This window comes from Pseudomonas sp. P1_A1, assembly GCF_056406935.1.
This window is the reverse complement of sequence record NZ_JBFTZE010000017.1, coordinates 62,276-77,684: the sequence shown is the minus strand read 5'-3', so window position 1 is coordinate 77,684 and position 15,409 is coordinate 62,276. Positions and strand designations below refer to the sequence as shown.

Genomic DNA, 15,409 nt, shown 5'->3' with positions numbered 1-15,409 from the left:
ACCGCTCACTGAGGTTTCTTCGAGATCCGCAACGACTTGGCCTTGGCTTCCACCACCAGGTACATCACCACGGTTATCAGCAGCGGCAGAATGAAATAGATCGCCCGATAAGCGATCAACCCCGCCACCAGGCTGCCCCGTGACACCTCGTGCTGCAGCAGCGCCACGAACACCGCCTCCAACACACCGAGCCCGGCCGGGATATGGGTGATGACCCCGGCAATGGCGCTGATCAGCAATACACCAAGCACCAGCGGATAGTCCAGTTTGCTCGGCAGCAACGTGAAGATCACCGCCGCCATCAGCGCCCAGTTCAGTGCGCCGAGGGCCAGTTGCAGGATTGCCATGCGCAGCGACGGCAGAATGATATCCACGCCGCGAACCGACCATTTCCGGCGCCTGGAATACCGGCAGGCCGCCAGATATCCCATGCTCAACAGCAGCAACAAAATCCCCACGTCTTGCAGTGCATTGCTGCTCACTTTCCAGCCCGGCGGCATTCGCATCAGGCCGCTGCTGAACACCGCGCCGGCAATTACCATGTAGCCGAACCAGTTGGTTGCCAGGCTCAGCCCGAGGATTTTTGCGATGTTGCCTTTGCTCACGCCGAGCCGCGAATACAGCCGATAACGCATGGCGACGCCGCCGACCCAGGCGCTCAGGTTGAGGTTGAAGGCATAGCTGATGATCCCCACCGGGAGGATCTGCCGCCAGGTCAGGTCCTGCCGGATGTAGGTGCGCCCGATCAGGTCAAAGCAGGCATAGACCAGAAAACTTGCCAGGGTCACACCCGACGCAATGATCAACGTACGCACTTTGAAATCAGCCAGGGTATCGAACACTTCGTTCCATTCGATGCGCTGGGCGAGCATCGTGAACAAAACGATCAGCGCCAGGAAAAACAGCATCGTCAGCGGCCTTTTCCAGCGGTGCCAGTGGTGTTTGCCCGGCGTGTCGGAGTGCGGCGCAGGCTGCGCTTCGGAATGGCTCATGCCTTGGCGCTCCCGGGTGGATGGATAAAGGGTTTCAGGCGCGGTTTATGCGCCGGCAGCCAACCGGCCCATGCCGGGAAATGCCGCAGGAAGTGGAACACCAGAAAGCCGATGGTCATGTGCCAGATCCGCCCGCGAGGGGCTGTGTCCACCGACATGACCTTGCAATGGTTGCTGCTCAATTCGTCGAGACGTTCGTACAGATCGCGGTTGAAGACACGGTCGCGGATCAGCACGTTGGCTTCCAGGTTCAGGGACAGGCTCAGCGGGTCGAGATTGCTTGAGCCGACGGTGCTCCAGTCCTCGTCGACCAGGGCGACTTTGCCATGCAGTGGGCGGTCGCAATATTCGTAGATCAACACCCCGGCCCGCAGCAGGTAATCGTAGGTCATGCGCGCGGCGAGTCTGGCCACCCGCAGGTCCGGTTGTCCCTGAAGAATCAGGCGCACCTCGACCCCGCGGCGGGCCGCATTGCGGATCTCGCGCAGCAGCCGATAGCCTGGAAAGAAGTAGGCATTGGCGATCACCACGCGACGCCGGGCACTGCGCAGCACCTGCAAATACACCTCTTCGATATCTTTTGGGTGTTCTGCGTTGTCGCGATACACCAGCCGCACCTGACCGTCATGATCGTTGACCGCCAGTTCAGCGTGCCGCTGCCGGCGGCGTTGCCACCAGTATTTGGCCCGAGCCGGTCGACCGCCTTTTAGCAGGGCGAAATGATGAATATCGGCCACCGCCGGGCCTTGCACTTCAACCGAATAATCCTGCTTGGCCTCGGGGCCGAAGTCGGCCAGATGGTCGGCGGAAAAGTTGATTCCGCCGAGGAACGCAATCGTGCCGTCGACCACCACAATCTTGCGATGCAGGCGGCGGAACCAGTTGGTGCGGATGCCCAGGTGTCGCGGGGCCGGGTCGAATATTTGCAGGCGCACCCCGGCATTGCTCAGGGCGGCGAGGAACTCCGTGCTCAGTTCGCCACAGCCAAAACCGTCGAGGCTGACGGTGATGCGTACGCCGCGTTGCGCTGCTTCAATCAGGATCTGCTGAAGTTCGTTGCCGACTTTGTCTTCGAACACAATGAAGGTTTCCAGCAGGATTTCACTCTGGGCCTGGCGCAGTACTTCAAACACCCGTGGAAAGTACTCCTCGCCGTTTTCCAGCAATTGGACGCGGTTGTTACCGTGCCAGCCGTACTCAACCTCAGTCACCGCAGGCTCGCGCACGGGGGGTGGTGTGGAGATGCGTTCGACCGTGGTTTCTTCCACCGATGGGCTGCTCATAGCTCGATCTCCACCGATAGCGGTGCATGGTCGGAAAGGTGTGACCAGGGGCGTGCCGCCAGTACTTGCGGATGGCTGGCCTTGAGATGGCGCACGTAGATGCGGTCCAGGCGTAACGCCGGCAAACGCGCGGGGAAACTGCGCGCCGGTTTGCCATGCCGCTCGGCAAAGACCTCACGCAAACCGCAAGGCTTGAGCAACGCATCGGCGCGCTGGCGCCAGTCGTTGAAGTCGCCGGCGACGACCACCGGGGCATCTTGCGGTAACTCTTCCAGGCGTCGGATCAGCAGCTTGAGCTGTGCCGTCCGGTGGCTTTCGCGCAGCCCCAGATGGACGCAAATGGCATGCACTTCCCGGCCGTCGCCGGGCATCCGCAACACGCAATGCAGGATTCCACGGTTTTCATGGCCGCTGATGGACACGTCGAGGTTGTCGTGGCGAATGATCTGGAATTTCGACAACAGTGCATTACCGTGATCGCCCGCCGGGTAGACCGCGTTGCGCCCGTAGGCGAATTGCGGCCACAGGGTGTCGGCAAGGAATTCGTACTGGGGCATCGCCGGCCAATTGTTGTAGCGCTGGGGATGCTGTTCGTGGGTGCCGTGGACCTCTTGCAAAAACACCACATCGGCGGACACACTGCGCACCGCATCGCGCAGCTCGGGCAGGATGAAGCGCCGATTGAGTGCGGTGAACCCCTTGTGGGTGTTGACCGTCAGCACGGTGAAGCGGCTCACGGCATTGATGAGGGGTTGCTGTTCATCCGTTCCGCTGACCGGTTCGGGAATGCTCATGGCAGCGCTCCTTCGGCAACCGGCTCGCCAGGGGCAGTGACTAGGTCTTTATCGAGATGCAAACGCTCAAGCAGGCGGCGGGCATCGAAGGGCGCGCGGACTTTGATGTCGTTATCGAAATAGCAGAACACTTCCCGGGATTTGCGAGTCTTGGGTTTTTGCCGGGGCGCGATTAATTGCGGATCTGCCGGTTGCTGGCCGTGATGCCAGGCCTCGATCCGCTCGCCCCAGCGTTGCAGTGCTTGAGGGGTGTAACCGCTGGCGTAGAGTTCTTCGGCGCCGTGCAGGCGCAGGTAGACGAAATCGCTGGTGAGGTCTTCGCGGTACGGCCATTTGCCGGCGGTGTCGGCAATCACCAACGCGGTGTTGTAGCGTTTGAGCAGCCGGACGAAGGCCGGATCGACGAAACTTTCGTGGCGAATTTCCACGGCATGGCGCACCGGTTTTTTGCCGTAGGCCTTCATGCTGGCGTGACCGTTCAGCCGTGGTTCGTGCTGGCGGGCGAGGGCGGCGGCCTGTTCGGTGTCGTGGGGCAGTTGTTCAAGAAAGTGTTCGAACAGCTCCGGATCGAATTTGAAGCTGGGCGGGAACTGCCAAAGGATCGGGCCGAGTTTTTCCTTGAGCTCCAGCACCCCGGAGGCGAAGAAATTCGCCAGGGGTTTATGGATCTCCCGCAAGCGCTTGATGTGGGTGATGAAGCGCGGCGCCTTGACGCTGAACACGAAACCTGGCGGGGTTTCGGCGTACCACTGGGCGTAACGTTCGGGGCGTTGCAGGGCGTAGAACGATCCATTGATTTCGATGCTGTTGACCGCCCGCGACGCGAATTGCAATTCGCGTTTGTGGGTCAGCCCCTTCGGGTAGAAGCCTCCCCGCCAGGGCGTGTAGCGCCAGCCTGAAATACCGATATGAATCGCCGCCATGTCGCCTCCCATCCTCGGACAGCCCTGTTTTTTGATGACTGCCAGGCGTGCGAGAAAGTTTCGACGGGGCTACGGACGGTAAAGCGAAAAGATCGCAGCCTTCGGCAGCTCCCACAGGCGCGCAGGAGTTGCCGAAGGCTGCGATCTTTTGATCTATCAGTGTCCGGCGACGATCCGGGCCGAACCTTCAGCCGGCTCGGCATACACCGGGCCCAACCGATCGAGACGACCACTCCAGGCGGTCAGCGCCAATGCCACCAACACCACCAGGCCACCGATCCACGCGGTATGGATCAGGCCCATATGCGCCACGATCAAACCACCGCCCCACGCACCACCGGCAATGCCGAGGTTGAACGCCGCAATGTTCAGGCCCGACGCCACGTCCACCGCATGCGGGGTGTGATGTTCGGCCTGACGCACCACATACACCTGCAGCCCCGGCACGTTGCCGAACGCCACCGCACCCCAGACCAGCACAGTGGCCAGGGCCAGCCATGGATTGGCGGCGGTGAAGGTCAGTGCGAACAGCACGGCGGCGAGCAGGGCGAAGATGATTTTCAGGGCGCCGATCGGACCGCGCTTGTCCGCCAGTTTGCCGCCCCAGATGTTACCGACGGCTACCGAGATGCCGTACACCAGCAGCACCAGGCTGACGGTGCTGGCGCTGAAGCCCGCAATGTCCTGAAGAATCGGCGCCAGAAAGGTGAAGGCGATGAACGAGCCGCCGTAGCCGACCGCCGTCATGGCATACACCAACAACAGGCGCGGTTGCTTGAGCACCTGCAACTGCTGCAACAGCGAAGCCGGTTTGCTGTGGGCGATGTTTTTCGGCACGTAGAGCAGGCTGCCGATGAAGGCGATCACACCCAGTGCAGACACCGCGAGGAAGGTTTCACGCCAGCCGAAATGCTGACCGATAAACGTCCCCAGCGGCACGCCAGTGACCAGCGCCACGGTCAGGCCGGTGAACATGATGGCAATCGCGCTGGCGGCTTTTTCCTTCGGCACCAGGCTGGTGGCGATGATCGAGCCAATCGAGAAAAACACCCCGTGGGCCAGGCCGGTGACGATCCGCGCAATGATCAGCGACTCGTAGCTCGGCGCTTTCCAGGCCAACAAGTTGCCGAGGGTGAACAGCACCATCAGCGACAACAGCAGCAATTTACGCGGGACTTTGCCGGTGAGGGCGGTCAGCACCGGCGCGCCGACGGCCACCCCGAGTGCATACAAACTGACCAGCAAACCGGCAGACGGCAGGCTGACGCCGAGGTCGGCGCCGATGGTGGGTAACAGGCCGACGATGACGAACTCCGTCGTCCCGATGGCGAAAGCGCTGAGGGTCAGCGCCAGCAAGGCAATGGGCATGGCTGCAACTCCGGTGGATTGATTGATGGAGCGCAGTGTCGGGGTTTGGGTCGTGCGGAAAAATACAGGGGTGGGCATTTGATATTTGCGTGCAGGTCAAATATCTCACGGCTGGTATTAAACCTCGCCACAGGAGGTTGAATCCTACAGGGGGGAGTGGCGGATCAGTGTGTTGCGTACTTCTGTAGTCGATTGCTGATCCAGCTCCAGCCAGAACTGCTGCTTGCCGGCGATTTCGGCGGCGACCGGCAAGCCGTCGCGATACACCAGCCGATTGCTCGCCAGCGCCGGCACTTTCGCGCCCGGCAACAGGGTGCCGGCGAGGTTCAGCGGATCCACCCCGCACACCGCAATCAGACTGCCGTCATGGGGGCGTCGCCTGACTTCGCGCAGCAACGGGATCGCCTCGGGCAGCGCAAACTGTTCACCGGCCAAACCACTGACAAACCGCCCGCCACGAATCTCGCCCCGGGCCTCCAGCCGATGGAACGTGCGCAGCAATTCCCGCCAACTCGGCAACCAGTCCGCCTCGCGCTCCAGCAAGCGCCAGAACACCACGCCGTAACGGCGCAGTAAGGTCATGGCGATGTGTTCCAGGGTTTCTGTGGGCGTGGACGTCGGGCGTTGTTTATCCACAACCGGCTTATCCACAGCCGGCGCGGCAGCACCGCGGCGCAACAACGCCCAGCGCCCGGCGTCGTCCATCCCGCCGACAAACGCGCCACGCCCGCGTCGGCTGCTGCTGCGATTCTGGCGTTTGCTGGCCGGGGTGATCAGCGCCCGCAATCCGGCGAAACTGTCGGCGTTCACCAGTCCGGCACCGACCAGTTCCTGCAAGGCGATTTCCAGTTCCGAGCGCAGCAGATGAGCCTCGTGCATCAGCTCATCGAAAAACAGTGCGCCGTGCTGGCTGAGCGCCGCATGGACCTTTTGTGTTTTGGGCGACAGTTCGCTGGCCGGGGTCTGCTCGGTCAAGCTGCTCCACAACCCGACCTGATTACGCGGCAGCAGCAGAATCGGCGTGCTGCGCAATGCTGTGCCGGTGCTCTTGTTGCGCGCGGTCAGGCGGGTCCAGACCAGTTTGCCGCTGCGGCATAACTCATCCAGCCAGCTCGCCGAATAGTCTTTGAGCCGCGCCGGCAGAATGTCGCTGTCCCACGCCGAAGCGGCGGCGGGATAGCCTTCGAACTGGCTGATGATCGCCGGCAATACTGCGCTGCCCTGGCCTCGGCTCGCGGTGGAAAGATGCTGCCAGTCGAACAGGAAACGCATGAAATCCTGCAACGCCACGGGCTCGATTTCCCGTCGCAGCCGTTTGACCGTGTAGCGATGAATCCGCGCCAGCAAATGCCGTTCGCACCATTCTTCTTCACCTGCGCGCGGGGTGAATTGCCCGCGCAGCACGTAGCCTTCGCGTTCCAGTTGGGCCAGGGCCTGAGTGACTTGGGTCGCCGGTAATCCAAGCGGTTCGGCGATCGCCTTCAGCAGTAACGGACCAAACGCACTGAGCCGCGCGCGGATCACTTCCAGGACTGCTTCGTCCGGCTCCCAGGTTTCATCGAAACCGGGCAACGCCTCCAACGACGGAAACAACGTGGCCTGTGGATAAATCGCCCGCAGGCAGGTCAGTCGCTCCAGTGGCAGCCACAGCGATTGCTTGGCGTTGATCTGCAAACGGCTGGCGCGGCCACTGTCGGCCAGGGTATTCAGCCATTCGAGCCAATTGGGGTTGGCCTCGGCCTCGCTTTCGGTGATGCACGCCAGGCTCATCAAGGCCTCATGCATTTCATCGAGGCCGGTTGGCGTTGGCCAAGCTTCGTCGCGCACCGCGGCAATCGCCTCGGCGTCCAGCGCACCGAGGTCGTTGGTGGACTGCGGATCGCTCCAGCGGCGGTTGAGTACCGCCTGAGTGCGGCGTTCTTCCAGCGGCGCGTCGTCGAGGAAGGTGTAGGGGCGGGCGCTGAGGATTTCCGCCGCCAGCGGCGAGGGCGCTGGCAAGTCGCGGCTGATCAGGCGGATATCGCCCTGTTCCATACGCCGCAACAACGCCAGCCAGCCTTCGCTGTCCATGGCCTCGTGCAGGCAATCGTCGAGGGTTTGTTCCACCAGCGGATGGTCGGGAATCTCGCGCTCGCCGGCGAGGTTTTCCACGCAGGCGATCTGATCGGGAAACACGCTGGCAATCAGGTCTTCGCTCTTCATCCGCTGGATCTGCGGCGGTACTTTGCGGCCGCCGCTGTAGCGCGGTAGCGCCAAGGCGACCCCTGCGTTCCAGCGCCAGCGCACGCCGAACAGCGGCGCCTCGAGTACCGCTTGAATCAAGGTGTGTTCGGCACTGTTGCTGTGCAGGTAGCGCCAGACGTCCTCCAGCGCGAAGCTTTGGCTGGTGGATAGCGACAGGACGATGGCGTCCTCGCTGGCGGCGGCCTGCAATTCGAAGTTGAAGGTGCGGCAGAAACGCTTGCGCAGGGCCAGGCCCCAGGCGCGGTTGATGCGGCTGCCGAATGGTGAGTGGATGATCAGCTGCGTACCGCCGGACTCGTCGAAAAACCGCTCCATCACCAGTGTGTCTTGCGATGGCAAGGCACCGAGGGGCTGGCGGGCTCGGGCCAGATAGTCGACCAGTTGCTCGGCGCTGGCGAGGTTCAGGCCGAGGGTGTCGGTCAGCCAGTCGAGCGCCGGTTGCAAGTTGCCGGGCGTGGCCGCGAGCAGTTCATCGAGTTGTGCTTGCAGGCGGGCCACGGCGAACGACAGTTCATCGCTGCGACCGGGTGCTTCCCCGAGCCAGAACGGAATGGTCGGCGGTTGGCCCTGAGCGTCTTCGACCCGGACCTTGCCGGTTTCCACCCGCAGGATTCGATACGACGTATTGCCCAACTGAAAGATATCCCCGGCGATGCTTTCGACCGCGAAGTCTTCGTTGACGCTGCCGATGTTCAGCCCCTGAGGCTCCAGCAACACGCTGTAGTCGGCGTTGTCGGGAATCGTCCCGCCGCTGGTCACGGCGGTCAGCTTGGCGCCCCGACGGCCGCGCAAGGTGCGGCTTACGGCGTCCCGGTGCAGGTACGCGCTACGTATGCCCTGGCGACCGTTGTAGCCCTCGGCGAGCATGTGCAGCAGCGCCTGATAATGCTTTTCGTCGAGCTTGGCGTAAGGCGAGGCTTTACGCAGCATCTCCAGCAACGCCTGCTCGTGCCATTCCTGGCAACTGACCTCGGCGATGATCTGCTGGGCCAGCACGTCCAGTGGCGCTTCGGGGATCAGCAAGGTGTCGAGTTCGCCACGGCGCACGCAATCGAGCAAAGCGGCGCATTCGATCAGGTCGTCGCGGGTGGTGGCGAACAACCGGCCCTTGGGCGTGCCGCCGACCTGGTGCCCGGAGCGGCCGACCCGTTGCAGAAACCCGGCAATCGAGCGCGGCGAAGCGATCTGGCACACCAGGTCGACATCGCCGATATCAATCCCCAGTTCCAGCGAGGCGGTGGCGATCAGCACTTGCAGCTCGCCGCGCTTGAGCCGTTGCTCGGCGTCCAGGCGAAATTCCTTGGCCAGGCTGCCATGGTGGGCGGCCACCGCGTCTTTGCCGAGGCGTTCGCTCAAGTGTCGGCTCAGGCGTTCGGCCAGGCGCCGGGTGTTGACGAAAATCAGCGTGGTCCGGTGTTCGCGGGCGAGGGCGGCGAGGCGGTCATAGACCAGCTCCCAGACGTCGTTGGCCATCACCGCCGACAGCGGCACGGGCGGCACTTCGATATCGAGATCCCGTGGGCGGGCATGGCCGATGTCGATGATTTCGCAGGCGCGATCACGGCCAACCAAAAAACGCGACACCGCTTCGATGGGTTTTTGCGTGGCGGACAGGCCGATCCGCACCAGCGGTTGCGGGCAAAGCGCTTGCAGGCGCTCCAGGCTCAGGGCCAGGTGACTGCCGCGTTTGCTGGCGGCGATGGCGTGGATTTCGTCGACGATCACCGTTTGCGTGGTGCCGAGCATTTTCCGCCCGGAGTCGGAGCCGAGCAGCACATAAAGGGATTCCGGGGTGGTCACCAGAATGTGCGGCGCGGTTTTGCGCATGGCCGAACGGTCTTTTTGCGGCGTATCGCCGGTGCGCACGGCGGTGCTGATCGGCACGTCGGGCAGGCCCATCACGCGTAACTGCTCGGTGATGCCGGCCAGCGGGTTTTGCAGGTTGATCCGGATGTCGTTGGACAGGGCCTTGAGCGGCGAAACGTAGACCACCAGGGTTTCGTCCGGCAGGCCATCCGGGTTTTCCAGGCCGCGATGGACCAGATCGTCGAGTACGGCCAGAAACGCGGTGAGGGTTTTGCCGGAGCCAGTGGGCGCGGCAATCAGCGTTGAACGGCGCTGGCGGATCAACGGCCACGCCCGGGCCTGGGCGGCGGTAGCCGTCGCGAAGGTGTTGCTGAACCAGGCGCTGACGGCGGGGTGGAAACCGTTCAGAGCGCTGTCTGCAGGGATGGGCAGGTTCATGAGCCAATTTATGCGGGTGGGGGCGGGAAGTTGCAAGTACCGCTCAGGCTCTGTGTTGATCCTGAGGCCAGTAGCTGCACCACAAATCCCCGGGAACTACACTTTACGGGTGACGGTTGCGCACTAAACCCGCAAAATGCAACGATTCCGGCAATTATTGAGGACATCGCCTGCGGGCGCTGTCGATAAAGCCATCGTTCCAATCAGACTGGGCCTGCTGACTCTATGCGAATGCGCCTTATGTTACTGGGCGGCGGAAATGCCCTTGGGCAGGCGCTGATTCGCCTCGGTGCGGAGGAAGACATCGGTTTCCTCGCCCCCCGCCCACCACAAGACGGCTGGGACGCCGCGAGCCTGACGCAACTGCTCGACGATACCCGTCCGGATGCGTTGATCAATCTCGCCTACTATTTCGACTGGTTCCAGGCGGAGACCGTCAGCGAACAGCGTCTGGCCGGGCAGGAGCGCGCCATCGAGCGTCTGGCCGAATTGTGCCAGCATCACAACATCGTGCTGGTGCAACCGTCGAGTTATCGCGTGTTCGATGGCTCCCGGGCGACCRCCTACAGCGAAAAAGACGAACCGGTACCGTTGGGCCTGCGCGGTCAGGCTTTGTGGCGCATTGAGCAAAGCGTGCGCGCCACTTGTCCACAGCATGTGTTGCTGCGTTTCGGCTGGCTGCTCGATGACAGCCCCGAGGGCACCCTCGGGCGATTCCTCGCCCGGGCGGAGAAAGCTGAAGAACTGCTGTTGGCGGATGATCGTCGCGGTAATCCGACGCCGGTGGACGACGCCGCCCGAGTGATCATTTCGGTGCTCAAGCAACTCGATTGCGCGGCGCCGCTGTGGGGCACCTACCACTACGCCGGGCATGAGGCGACGACGCCGCTGGCACTGGGGCAGGCAATCCTTACCGAAGCACGCGCGCTGCACCCGCTGGCCATCGAATCGCCGACCGCCCAGGCTCACGCCGCGCGGCCCGACGCTGCCGAAGAACCGCAACACGCGGTGCTGGCCTGCAAGAAAATTCTGCACACTTTCGGGATCAAGCCCCGCGCCTGGCGCGCGGCACTCCCGGGCTTACTGGATAGGTTTTATCGCCATGGCTAACGGCCCTGTTTTAATCACCGGCGGCGCCGGTTTCATCGGTTCGCACCTGACCGACGCCTTGCTCGCCAAAGGGCATTCGGTGCGGATTCTCGATGACCTGTCCACCGGCAAACGCAGCAACCTGCCGATGGACAATCCCCTCGTCGAGCTGATCGAAGGCGATGTCGCCGATGCCGCCCTGGTGGCGCAGGCGATGCTCGGTTGCAGCGCGGTGGCTCACTTGGCCGCGGTGGCTTCGGTGCAGGCTTCGGTAGATGACCCGGTGAAAACTCACCAGAGCAACTTCATCGGCTCGCTGAACGTCTGCGAAGCCATGCGTCAGGCCGGTGTCAAACGCGTGTTGTACGCGTCCAGCGCAGCGGTCTATGGCAACAACGGTGAAGGCGAGTCGATCGACGAAGACACGCCCAAGGCACCGTTGACGCCGTATGCGGCGGACAAGTTGGCGAGCGAGCATTACTTCGATTTCTATCGCCGCCAGCATGGTCTGGAACCGGTGATTTTTCGCTTCTTCAACATCTTCGGCCCGCGCCAGGATCCGTCCTCGCCGTACTCCGGGGTGATCAGCATTTTCAGCGAGCGCGCGCAGAAAGGCCTGCCGATCACCGTGTTTGGTGATGGTGAGCAGACCCGGGATTTTGTCTACGTCGAAGACCTGGTGGACGTGCTGGTGCAAGCCATCGAGAAACCGCAGGTCGAGGTTGGCGCGGTGAATGTCGGCTGGAATCAGGCGACGACTCTCAAGCAGATGCTTGAAGCCCTTGAAGCCGTGGTCGGCAAACTGCCGCCCGTTAGCTATGGCCCGGCGCGTTCCGGTGACATCCGTCATTCACGAGCGAATAACCGGCGTTTGCTGGAGCGGTTCACCTACCCGGAGCAGACGCCGATGAACGTTGGCCTGGCGCGGTTGTTGGGGCGCTGAGGTTTTACACAGCCGTGAAAAAGGCGCCTTGAAGGCGCCTTTTTTGTGTGTCGAATGACCGATGCTGCTTCGCAGCCCAGCGGGAGCAAGCTCCCTCGCCACAAAAGCTGATCATATGTTGCTTAGAATTTGTAACCCAGACCGACCATGTAGATGAACGGATCGACGTCCACGTTCACCCGTGCACGGGTGCCCGGAGCCACGGCGTTGTTTTCCACGGTGGCACGGGTGTCGATGTCGATGTAGCGCACCTGGGCGTTGATCATCACGTTGTCGGTCAGCATGTAGTCGGCACCGACTTCCCAGGCCAGGCCCCAGGAGTTTTTCGCGTTGAAGTTGCTGAAGCCGTTGGCGCTGGCTTCGCTGCTGACGTGCTCATCGTAGATCCAGGTGTAGTTGATCCCGCCGCCGACATACGGCTGGAATGCGGACTTGGCGTCCATCGGGTAGTAGATCAGGCTCAGGGTCGGCGGCAGGTGTTTCAGGGTGCCGAGTTTGCCGTTGGCGGCGCCGAGGGCGGTGCCTTTGAGCTTTACGTCATGCTCGAACGGCGAGGCCGCGAGCAGTTCGATCCCCAGGTGGTTGGTGATCATGTAGGCGAAGTTCAGGCCCAGTTGCGTGTCGCTGCTCATGGTGGCCTTGCCACCCAGGTCGGCGCCCTTCAGCGGGCCTTGATCGACCTTGACGCTGGAGCTGTCGGCTGTCGGATTGACGGTGATCGCACCGGCCCGAACGATGATATTGCCAGCCTCATGGGCATGGGTGAGCGGGGCTGCGAGCGCGAGGGCAAGCAGCGAAGCGCTGAGCAGGGACTTGTGCATGGGGGCTCCAAAGGACGTTAAAAATGTTCGATGTCCAATGGTAAGGATCCAACTGATACGGTCTTTTGACTCAGCTCAACGAAACAGTGATGGCCCAGATTTTTGCGGAACCTTTGATGGCCTCATCACGGGCAAGCCCGCGATGGCAGTCCAGTAGGCGACAGATCACCACCGGATTCACTCCGGCAGTTCATACACATAAATCTTCTGCGCCTCCATCTGATACCCGGCATCCGCCAATTCGCTGGTGGACGCCTTGACCTGCAACGCACCTTCGACCCAGTACGGCTGATACAGCTCATCGAGTTTCACGCCGACTTCGCTTTTGACGTGCACGATCTGGTTCGACGGCGGAGGCGGTACGTGGATGCAGGCGCCGAAATACGGTACCAGCAGAAACTCCGTGGTGCGGCCTTCTTCACTGACTTCCAGTGGCACGATGTACCCCGGCAAGCGAATGTTCTGGCCATCGAGACTCTTCACCACTGGCGCGTTCGGCATGTCCTGCTTGGCGGCCGGGGCCGACTCTGCGGACAACGCGTCGCTCATCTTCGACAGGTCGTGCAGCGGCGTCATGTTCGGCACTTCCGGCGGGGCATCCGGCGGGATCATTTCCGACCAGGTCAGGTCTTTCGGCTCGGCCGCCCACAGCGGCAGAGCAACCAGCATCAACAGCGCAAGCAGAGCGCGGGGCATGTTCAAGGTCCTCACAGGCGGATCGACAGGCCATCGGCCAAGGATTGGCGATAAGCGCGCCAGGCCGGCACGCTGCCCATCAGCAGCGCGGCGATCAGGATGCCACCGAGCAGCGTCCATTCATATTCGCTCGGCCAGGCCAGCGGCAGGTACAAACCGTAATTCGACTGCACGTAGCCCTGCGCCACGGCGATGCCCACATACAGCAGCGCCACGCCGGCAATCACTCCCGACAGCGCCAGGGCAAACGCTTCCAGCACCAGTAAAGTCGCGATATGCCATGGCCGCGCGCCCACCGAACGCAGAATCGCCATCTCGCGGCGCCGCTCGTTGAGGCTGGTGAGAATCGCCGTGAGCATGCCGATCAACCCGGTCAGCACCACGAACAGCGAGACGACGAACAAGGCTTTTTCCGCCGTGCTCATCAAACTCCACAGTTCCTGCAACGCCACACCTGGCAGGATCGCCAGCATCGGTTCGCCACGGAATTCGTTGATTTCACGTTGCAGCGCGAAGGTCGAAATCTTGTTGTTAAGGCCGAGCATGAACGCGGTGATCGCTTGCGGCGTCAGGTCCATGTTGCGCGCCTGATCGGCACTGACCCGACCGTTACCCCGCGCCGGCACGCCGTTGTGCCAGTCGATGTGGATAGCTTCCATGCCGCCGAGGCTGATGTGCAACGTGCGGTCCACCGGGGTGCCGGTGCGTTTGAGGATGCCGACCACGGTGAACGGCTTGTCGTCGTGCTTGACCAGGCTGATCGCCGCCACGCCATGGGCCAGCACCAGTTTGTCACCGAGTTTGTAGTGCAGCGCGTCGGCCACTTCGGCACCGAGCACCACTTCGAACGGATCGCTGGCGAAAGCCCGGCCGTCAGCCAGTTCCAGATGCTGTTGATGGCCGTACTGGTAATGCTCGAAGTACGCTTCAGTGGTGCCCATCACCCGATAACCACGATGGGAATCGCCGAGGGACATCGGGATCGCCCACTTCACTTTCGGGTTGTTGGCGAACTGCTCGAAGCTGTCCCAGCGGATGTTGTTGGTGGCGTTGCCGATGCGGAATACCGAATACAGCAGCAGGTTCACCGAGCCGGAACGCGCGCCGACGATCAGGTCGGTGCCGCTGATGGTGCTGGCGAAACTGGCCTTGGCCTCGGTGCGCACCCGCTCCACCGCCAGCAGCAGGCAGACCGACAGGGCGATGGCGAACGCGGTGAGGATCGCGGTGAAGCGACGGTTAGCCAGGCTGGCCATGGCAAGACGAAACAAGTACATCTCAAACCTCGGACGGGGTGGCGGCGCGATTGAGATCGGCCAGCGACAGGTGGCGATCGAACAGCGGCGCGAGGCTCTGATCGTGGCTGACGAACAACAGGCTCGAGCCGGCTTCGCGGCATTCGGCGAACAGCAGGCGAATGAAGTTTTCGCGAGCGTCGTAATCCAGGGCCGAGGTCGGTTCGTCGGCGATCACCAGTTCCGGTTGACCGATCAACGCACGCGCGGCAGCGACCCGTTGCTGCTGGCCGATGGACAGCGAATCGGCGCGGCGGCCCAGAATGTTTTCATCCTTCAGGCCCAGATGGGCGAGCAGGGTGGCGGCGGCCTGATCGACGCTGCCGTGGCGCTGTTTCGCCCGCTCGGCGCGCAGCTTCGAGAAGTGACAGGGCAGTTCGACGTTCTCCCGCACCGACAGAAACGGCAGCAAGTTGAACTGCTGGAAGATGTAGCCAGTGTGGTCGACCCGGAAGTGGTCGCGGGCCCCGGCAGACAGTTCGGTCAACTCCTGGCCGAGCAGCCGGATGCTGCCGCGATCAGGCTTTTGCACTCCGCCGAGCAGGCCGAGCAGGGTGGTCTTGCCGCTGCCGCTGGGACCTTTGAGGAACAGGGTTTCACCAGGCTCCAGGCGAAACGCCGGGATGTCCAGCAGCGGCGGGTGACCGGGCCAGCTGAAGCCCAGGTCGGACAGTTCGATGAGTGCTTGGGTCATGGCGCCGATTCTATGGTGTTGAT

12 protein-coding genes are annotated in these 15,409 nt (G+C 62.5%); 2 read left to right on the top strand and 10 right to left on the bottom strand.

Annotated features, from left to right (window positions below; all coding sequences use genetic code 11):
* Positions 1–5: 5 nt before the first annotated feature.
* From AC1D2Q_RS22440 to AC1D2Q_RS22415, 6 genes are all read right to left on the bottom strand, one after another.
* Positions 6–992, bottom strand: a complete 987-nt coding sequence (locus tag AC1D2Q_RS22440; RefSeq protein ID WP_477814590.1) for a lysylphosphatidylglycerol synthase domain-containing protein — start codon at positions 990–992, stop codon at positions 6–8.
* Positions 989–2,275 carry a cardiolipin synthase ClsB gene (gene clsB, locus AC1D2Q_RS22435; protein WP_477814589.1) on the bottom strand — a complete coding sequence of 429 codons (1,287 nt, stop codon included), beginning with the start codon at positions 2,273–2,275 and terminating at the stop codon, positions 989–991. The genes AC1D2Q_RS22440 and clsB overlap by 4 nt, the downstream gene beginning before the upstream one ends.
* Positions 2,272–3,069 carry an endonuclease/exonuclease/phosphatase family protein gene (locus tag AC1D2Q_RS22430; RefSeq protein ID WP_477814588.1) on the bottom strand — a complete coding sequence of 266 codons (798 nt, stop codon included), beginning with the start codon at positions 3,067–3,069 and terminating at the stop codon, positions 2,272–2,274. The genes clsB and AC1D2Q_RS22430 overlap by 4 nt, the downstream gene beginning before the upstream one ends.
* Positions 3,066–3,992: a DUF72 domain-containing protein gene (locus tag AC1D2Q_RS22425; RefSeq protein ID WP_477814587.1), complete on the bottom strand. Its 927-nt coding sequence runs from the start codon at positions 3,990–3,992 to the stop codon at positions 3,066–3,068. The genes AC1D2Q_RS22430 and AC1D2Q_RS22425 overlap by 4 nt, the downstream gene beginning before the upstream one ends.
* 156 nt (positions 3,993–4,148) lie before the next feature.
* Positions 4,149–5,360, bottom strand: coding sequence for an MFS transporter (locus AC1D2Q_RS22420; RefSeq protein WP_019581394.1), 1,212 nt, complete (start codon positions 5,358–5,360; stop codon positions 4,149–4,151).
* Positions 5,361–5,504: 144 nt separating this feature from the next.
* On the bottom strand, positions 5,505–9,848 hold the full coding sequence (locus AC1D2Q_RS22415) for an Lhr family helicase (protein WP_477814586.1): 4,344 nt from the start codon (positions 9,846–9,848) through the stop codon (positions 5,505–5,507).
* Between the two features lie 225 nt (positions 9,849–10,073).
* Between AC1D2Q_RS22415 and AC1D2Q_RS22410 the strand changes: the two genes are divergently transcribed.
* Both AC1D2Q_RS22410 and AC1D2Q_RS22405 read left to right on the top strand, forming a co-directional pair.
* The gene (locus tag AC1D2Q_RS22410) at positions 10,074–10,958 is read left to right on the top strand and encodes a sugar nucleotide-binding protein (RefSeq protein WP_477814585.1); all 885 of its coding nucleotides are present in this window, start codon (positions 10,074–10,076) and stop codon (positions 10,956–10,958) included.
* Complete coding sequence (locus AC1D2Q_RS22405; RefSeq protein WP_477814584.1) at positions 10,951–11,880, top strand: NAD-dependent epimerase/dehydratase family protein; 930 nt, start codon at positions 10,951–10,953, stop codon at positions 11,878–11,880. The genes AC1D2Q_RS22410 and AC1D2Q_RS22405 overlap by 8 nt, the downstream gene beginning before the upstream one ends.
* 122 nt (positions 11,881–12,002) lie before the next feature.
* Here AC1D2Q_RS22405 and AC1D2Q_RS22400 read toward each other — a convergent pair whose 3' ends face one another.
* The 4 genes from AC1D2Q_RS22400 to AC1D2Q_RS22385 form a co-directional block, all read right to left on the bottom strand.
* The gene (locus AC1D2Q_RS22400) at positions 12,003–12,701 is read right to left on the bottom strand and encodes an OmpW/AlkL family protein (protein ID WP_477814583.1); all 699 of its coding nucleotides are present in this window, start codon (positions 12,699–12,701) and stop codon (positions 12,003–12,005) included.
* Positions 12,702–12,878: 177 nt separating this feature from the next.
* Positions 12,879–13,397: a DUF3299 domain-containing protein gene (locus AC1D2Q_RS22395; RefSeq protein WP_018925681.1), complete on the bottom strand. Its 519-nt coding sequence runs from the start codon at positions 13,395–13,397 to the stop codon at positions 12,879–12,881.
* 11 nt (positions 13,398–13,408) lie between these two features.
* Positions 13,409–14,674: an ABC transporter permease gene (locus AC1D2Q_RS22390; protein ID WP_007933653.1), complete on the bottom strand. Its 1,266-nt coding sequence runs from the start codon at positions 14,672–14,674 to the stop codon at positions 13,409–13,411.
* 1 nt (position 14,675) lies between these two features.
* Positions 14,676–15,386: an ABC transporter ATP-binding protein gene (locus AC1D2Q_RS22385; RefSeq protein WP_019650853.1), complete on the bottom strand. Its 711-nt coding sequence runs from the start codon at positions 15,384–15,386 to the stop codon at positions 14,676–14,678.
* Positions 15,387–15,409: the final 23 nt, after the last annotated feature.

Bases quoted from the DNA above. Each gene is read 5' to 3' on its own strand.
- AC1D2Q_RS22440 (WP_477814590.1), bottom strand. From the start codon at position 992: ATGAGCCATTCCGAAGCGCAGCCTGCGCCGCACTCCGACACGCCGGGC.
- clsB (WP_477814589.1), bottom strand. From the start codon at position 2,275: ATGAGCAGCCCATCGGTGGAAGAAACCACGGTCGAACGCATCTCCACA.
- AC1D2Q_RS22430 (WP_477814588.1), bottom strand. From the start codon at position 3,069: ATGAGCATTCCCGAACCGGTCAGCGGAACGGATGAACAGCAACCCCTC.
- AC1D2Q_RS22425 (WP_477814587.1), bottom strand. From the start codon at position 3,992: ATGGCGGCGATTCATATCGGTATTTCAGGCTGGCGCTACACGCCCTGG.
- AC1D2Q_RS22420 (WP_019581394.1), bottom strand. From the start codon at position 5,360: ATGCCCATTGCCTTGCTGGCGCTGACCCTCAGCGCTTTCGCCATCGGG.
- AC1D2Q_RS22415 (WP_477814586.1), bottom strand. From the start codon at position 9,848: ATGAACCTGCCCATCCCTGCAGACAGCGCTCTGAACGGTTTCCACCCC.
- AC1D2Q_RS22405 (WP_477814584.1), top strand. From the start codon at position 10,951: ATGGCTAACGGCCCTGTTTTAATCACCGGCGGCGCCGGTTTCATCGGT.
- AC1D2Q_RS22400 (WP_477814583.1), bottom strand. From the start codon at position 12,701: ATGCACAAGTCCCTGCTCAGCGCTTCGCTGCTTGCCCTCGCGCTCGCA.
- AC1D2Q_RS22395 (WP_018925681.1), bottom strand. From the start codon at position 13,397: ATGCCCCGCGCTCTGCTTGCGCTGTTGATGCTGGTTGCTCTGCCGCTG.
- AC1D2Q_RS22390 (WP_007933653.1), bottom strand. From the start codon at position 14,674: ATGTACTTGTTTCGTCTTGCCATGGCCAGCCTGGCTAACCGTCGCTTC.
- AC1D2Q_RS22385 (WP_019650853.1), bottom strand. From the start codon at position 15,386: ATGACCCAAGCACTCATCGAACTGTCCGACCTGGGCTTCAGCTGGCCC.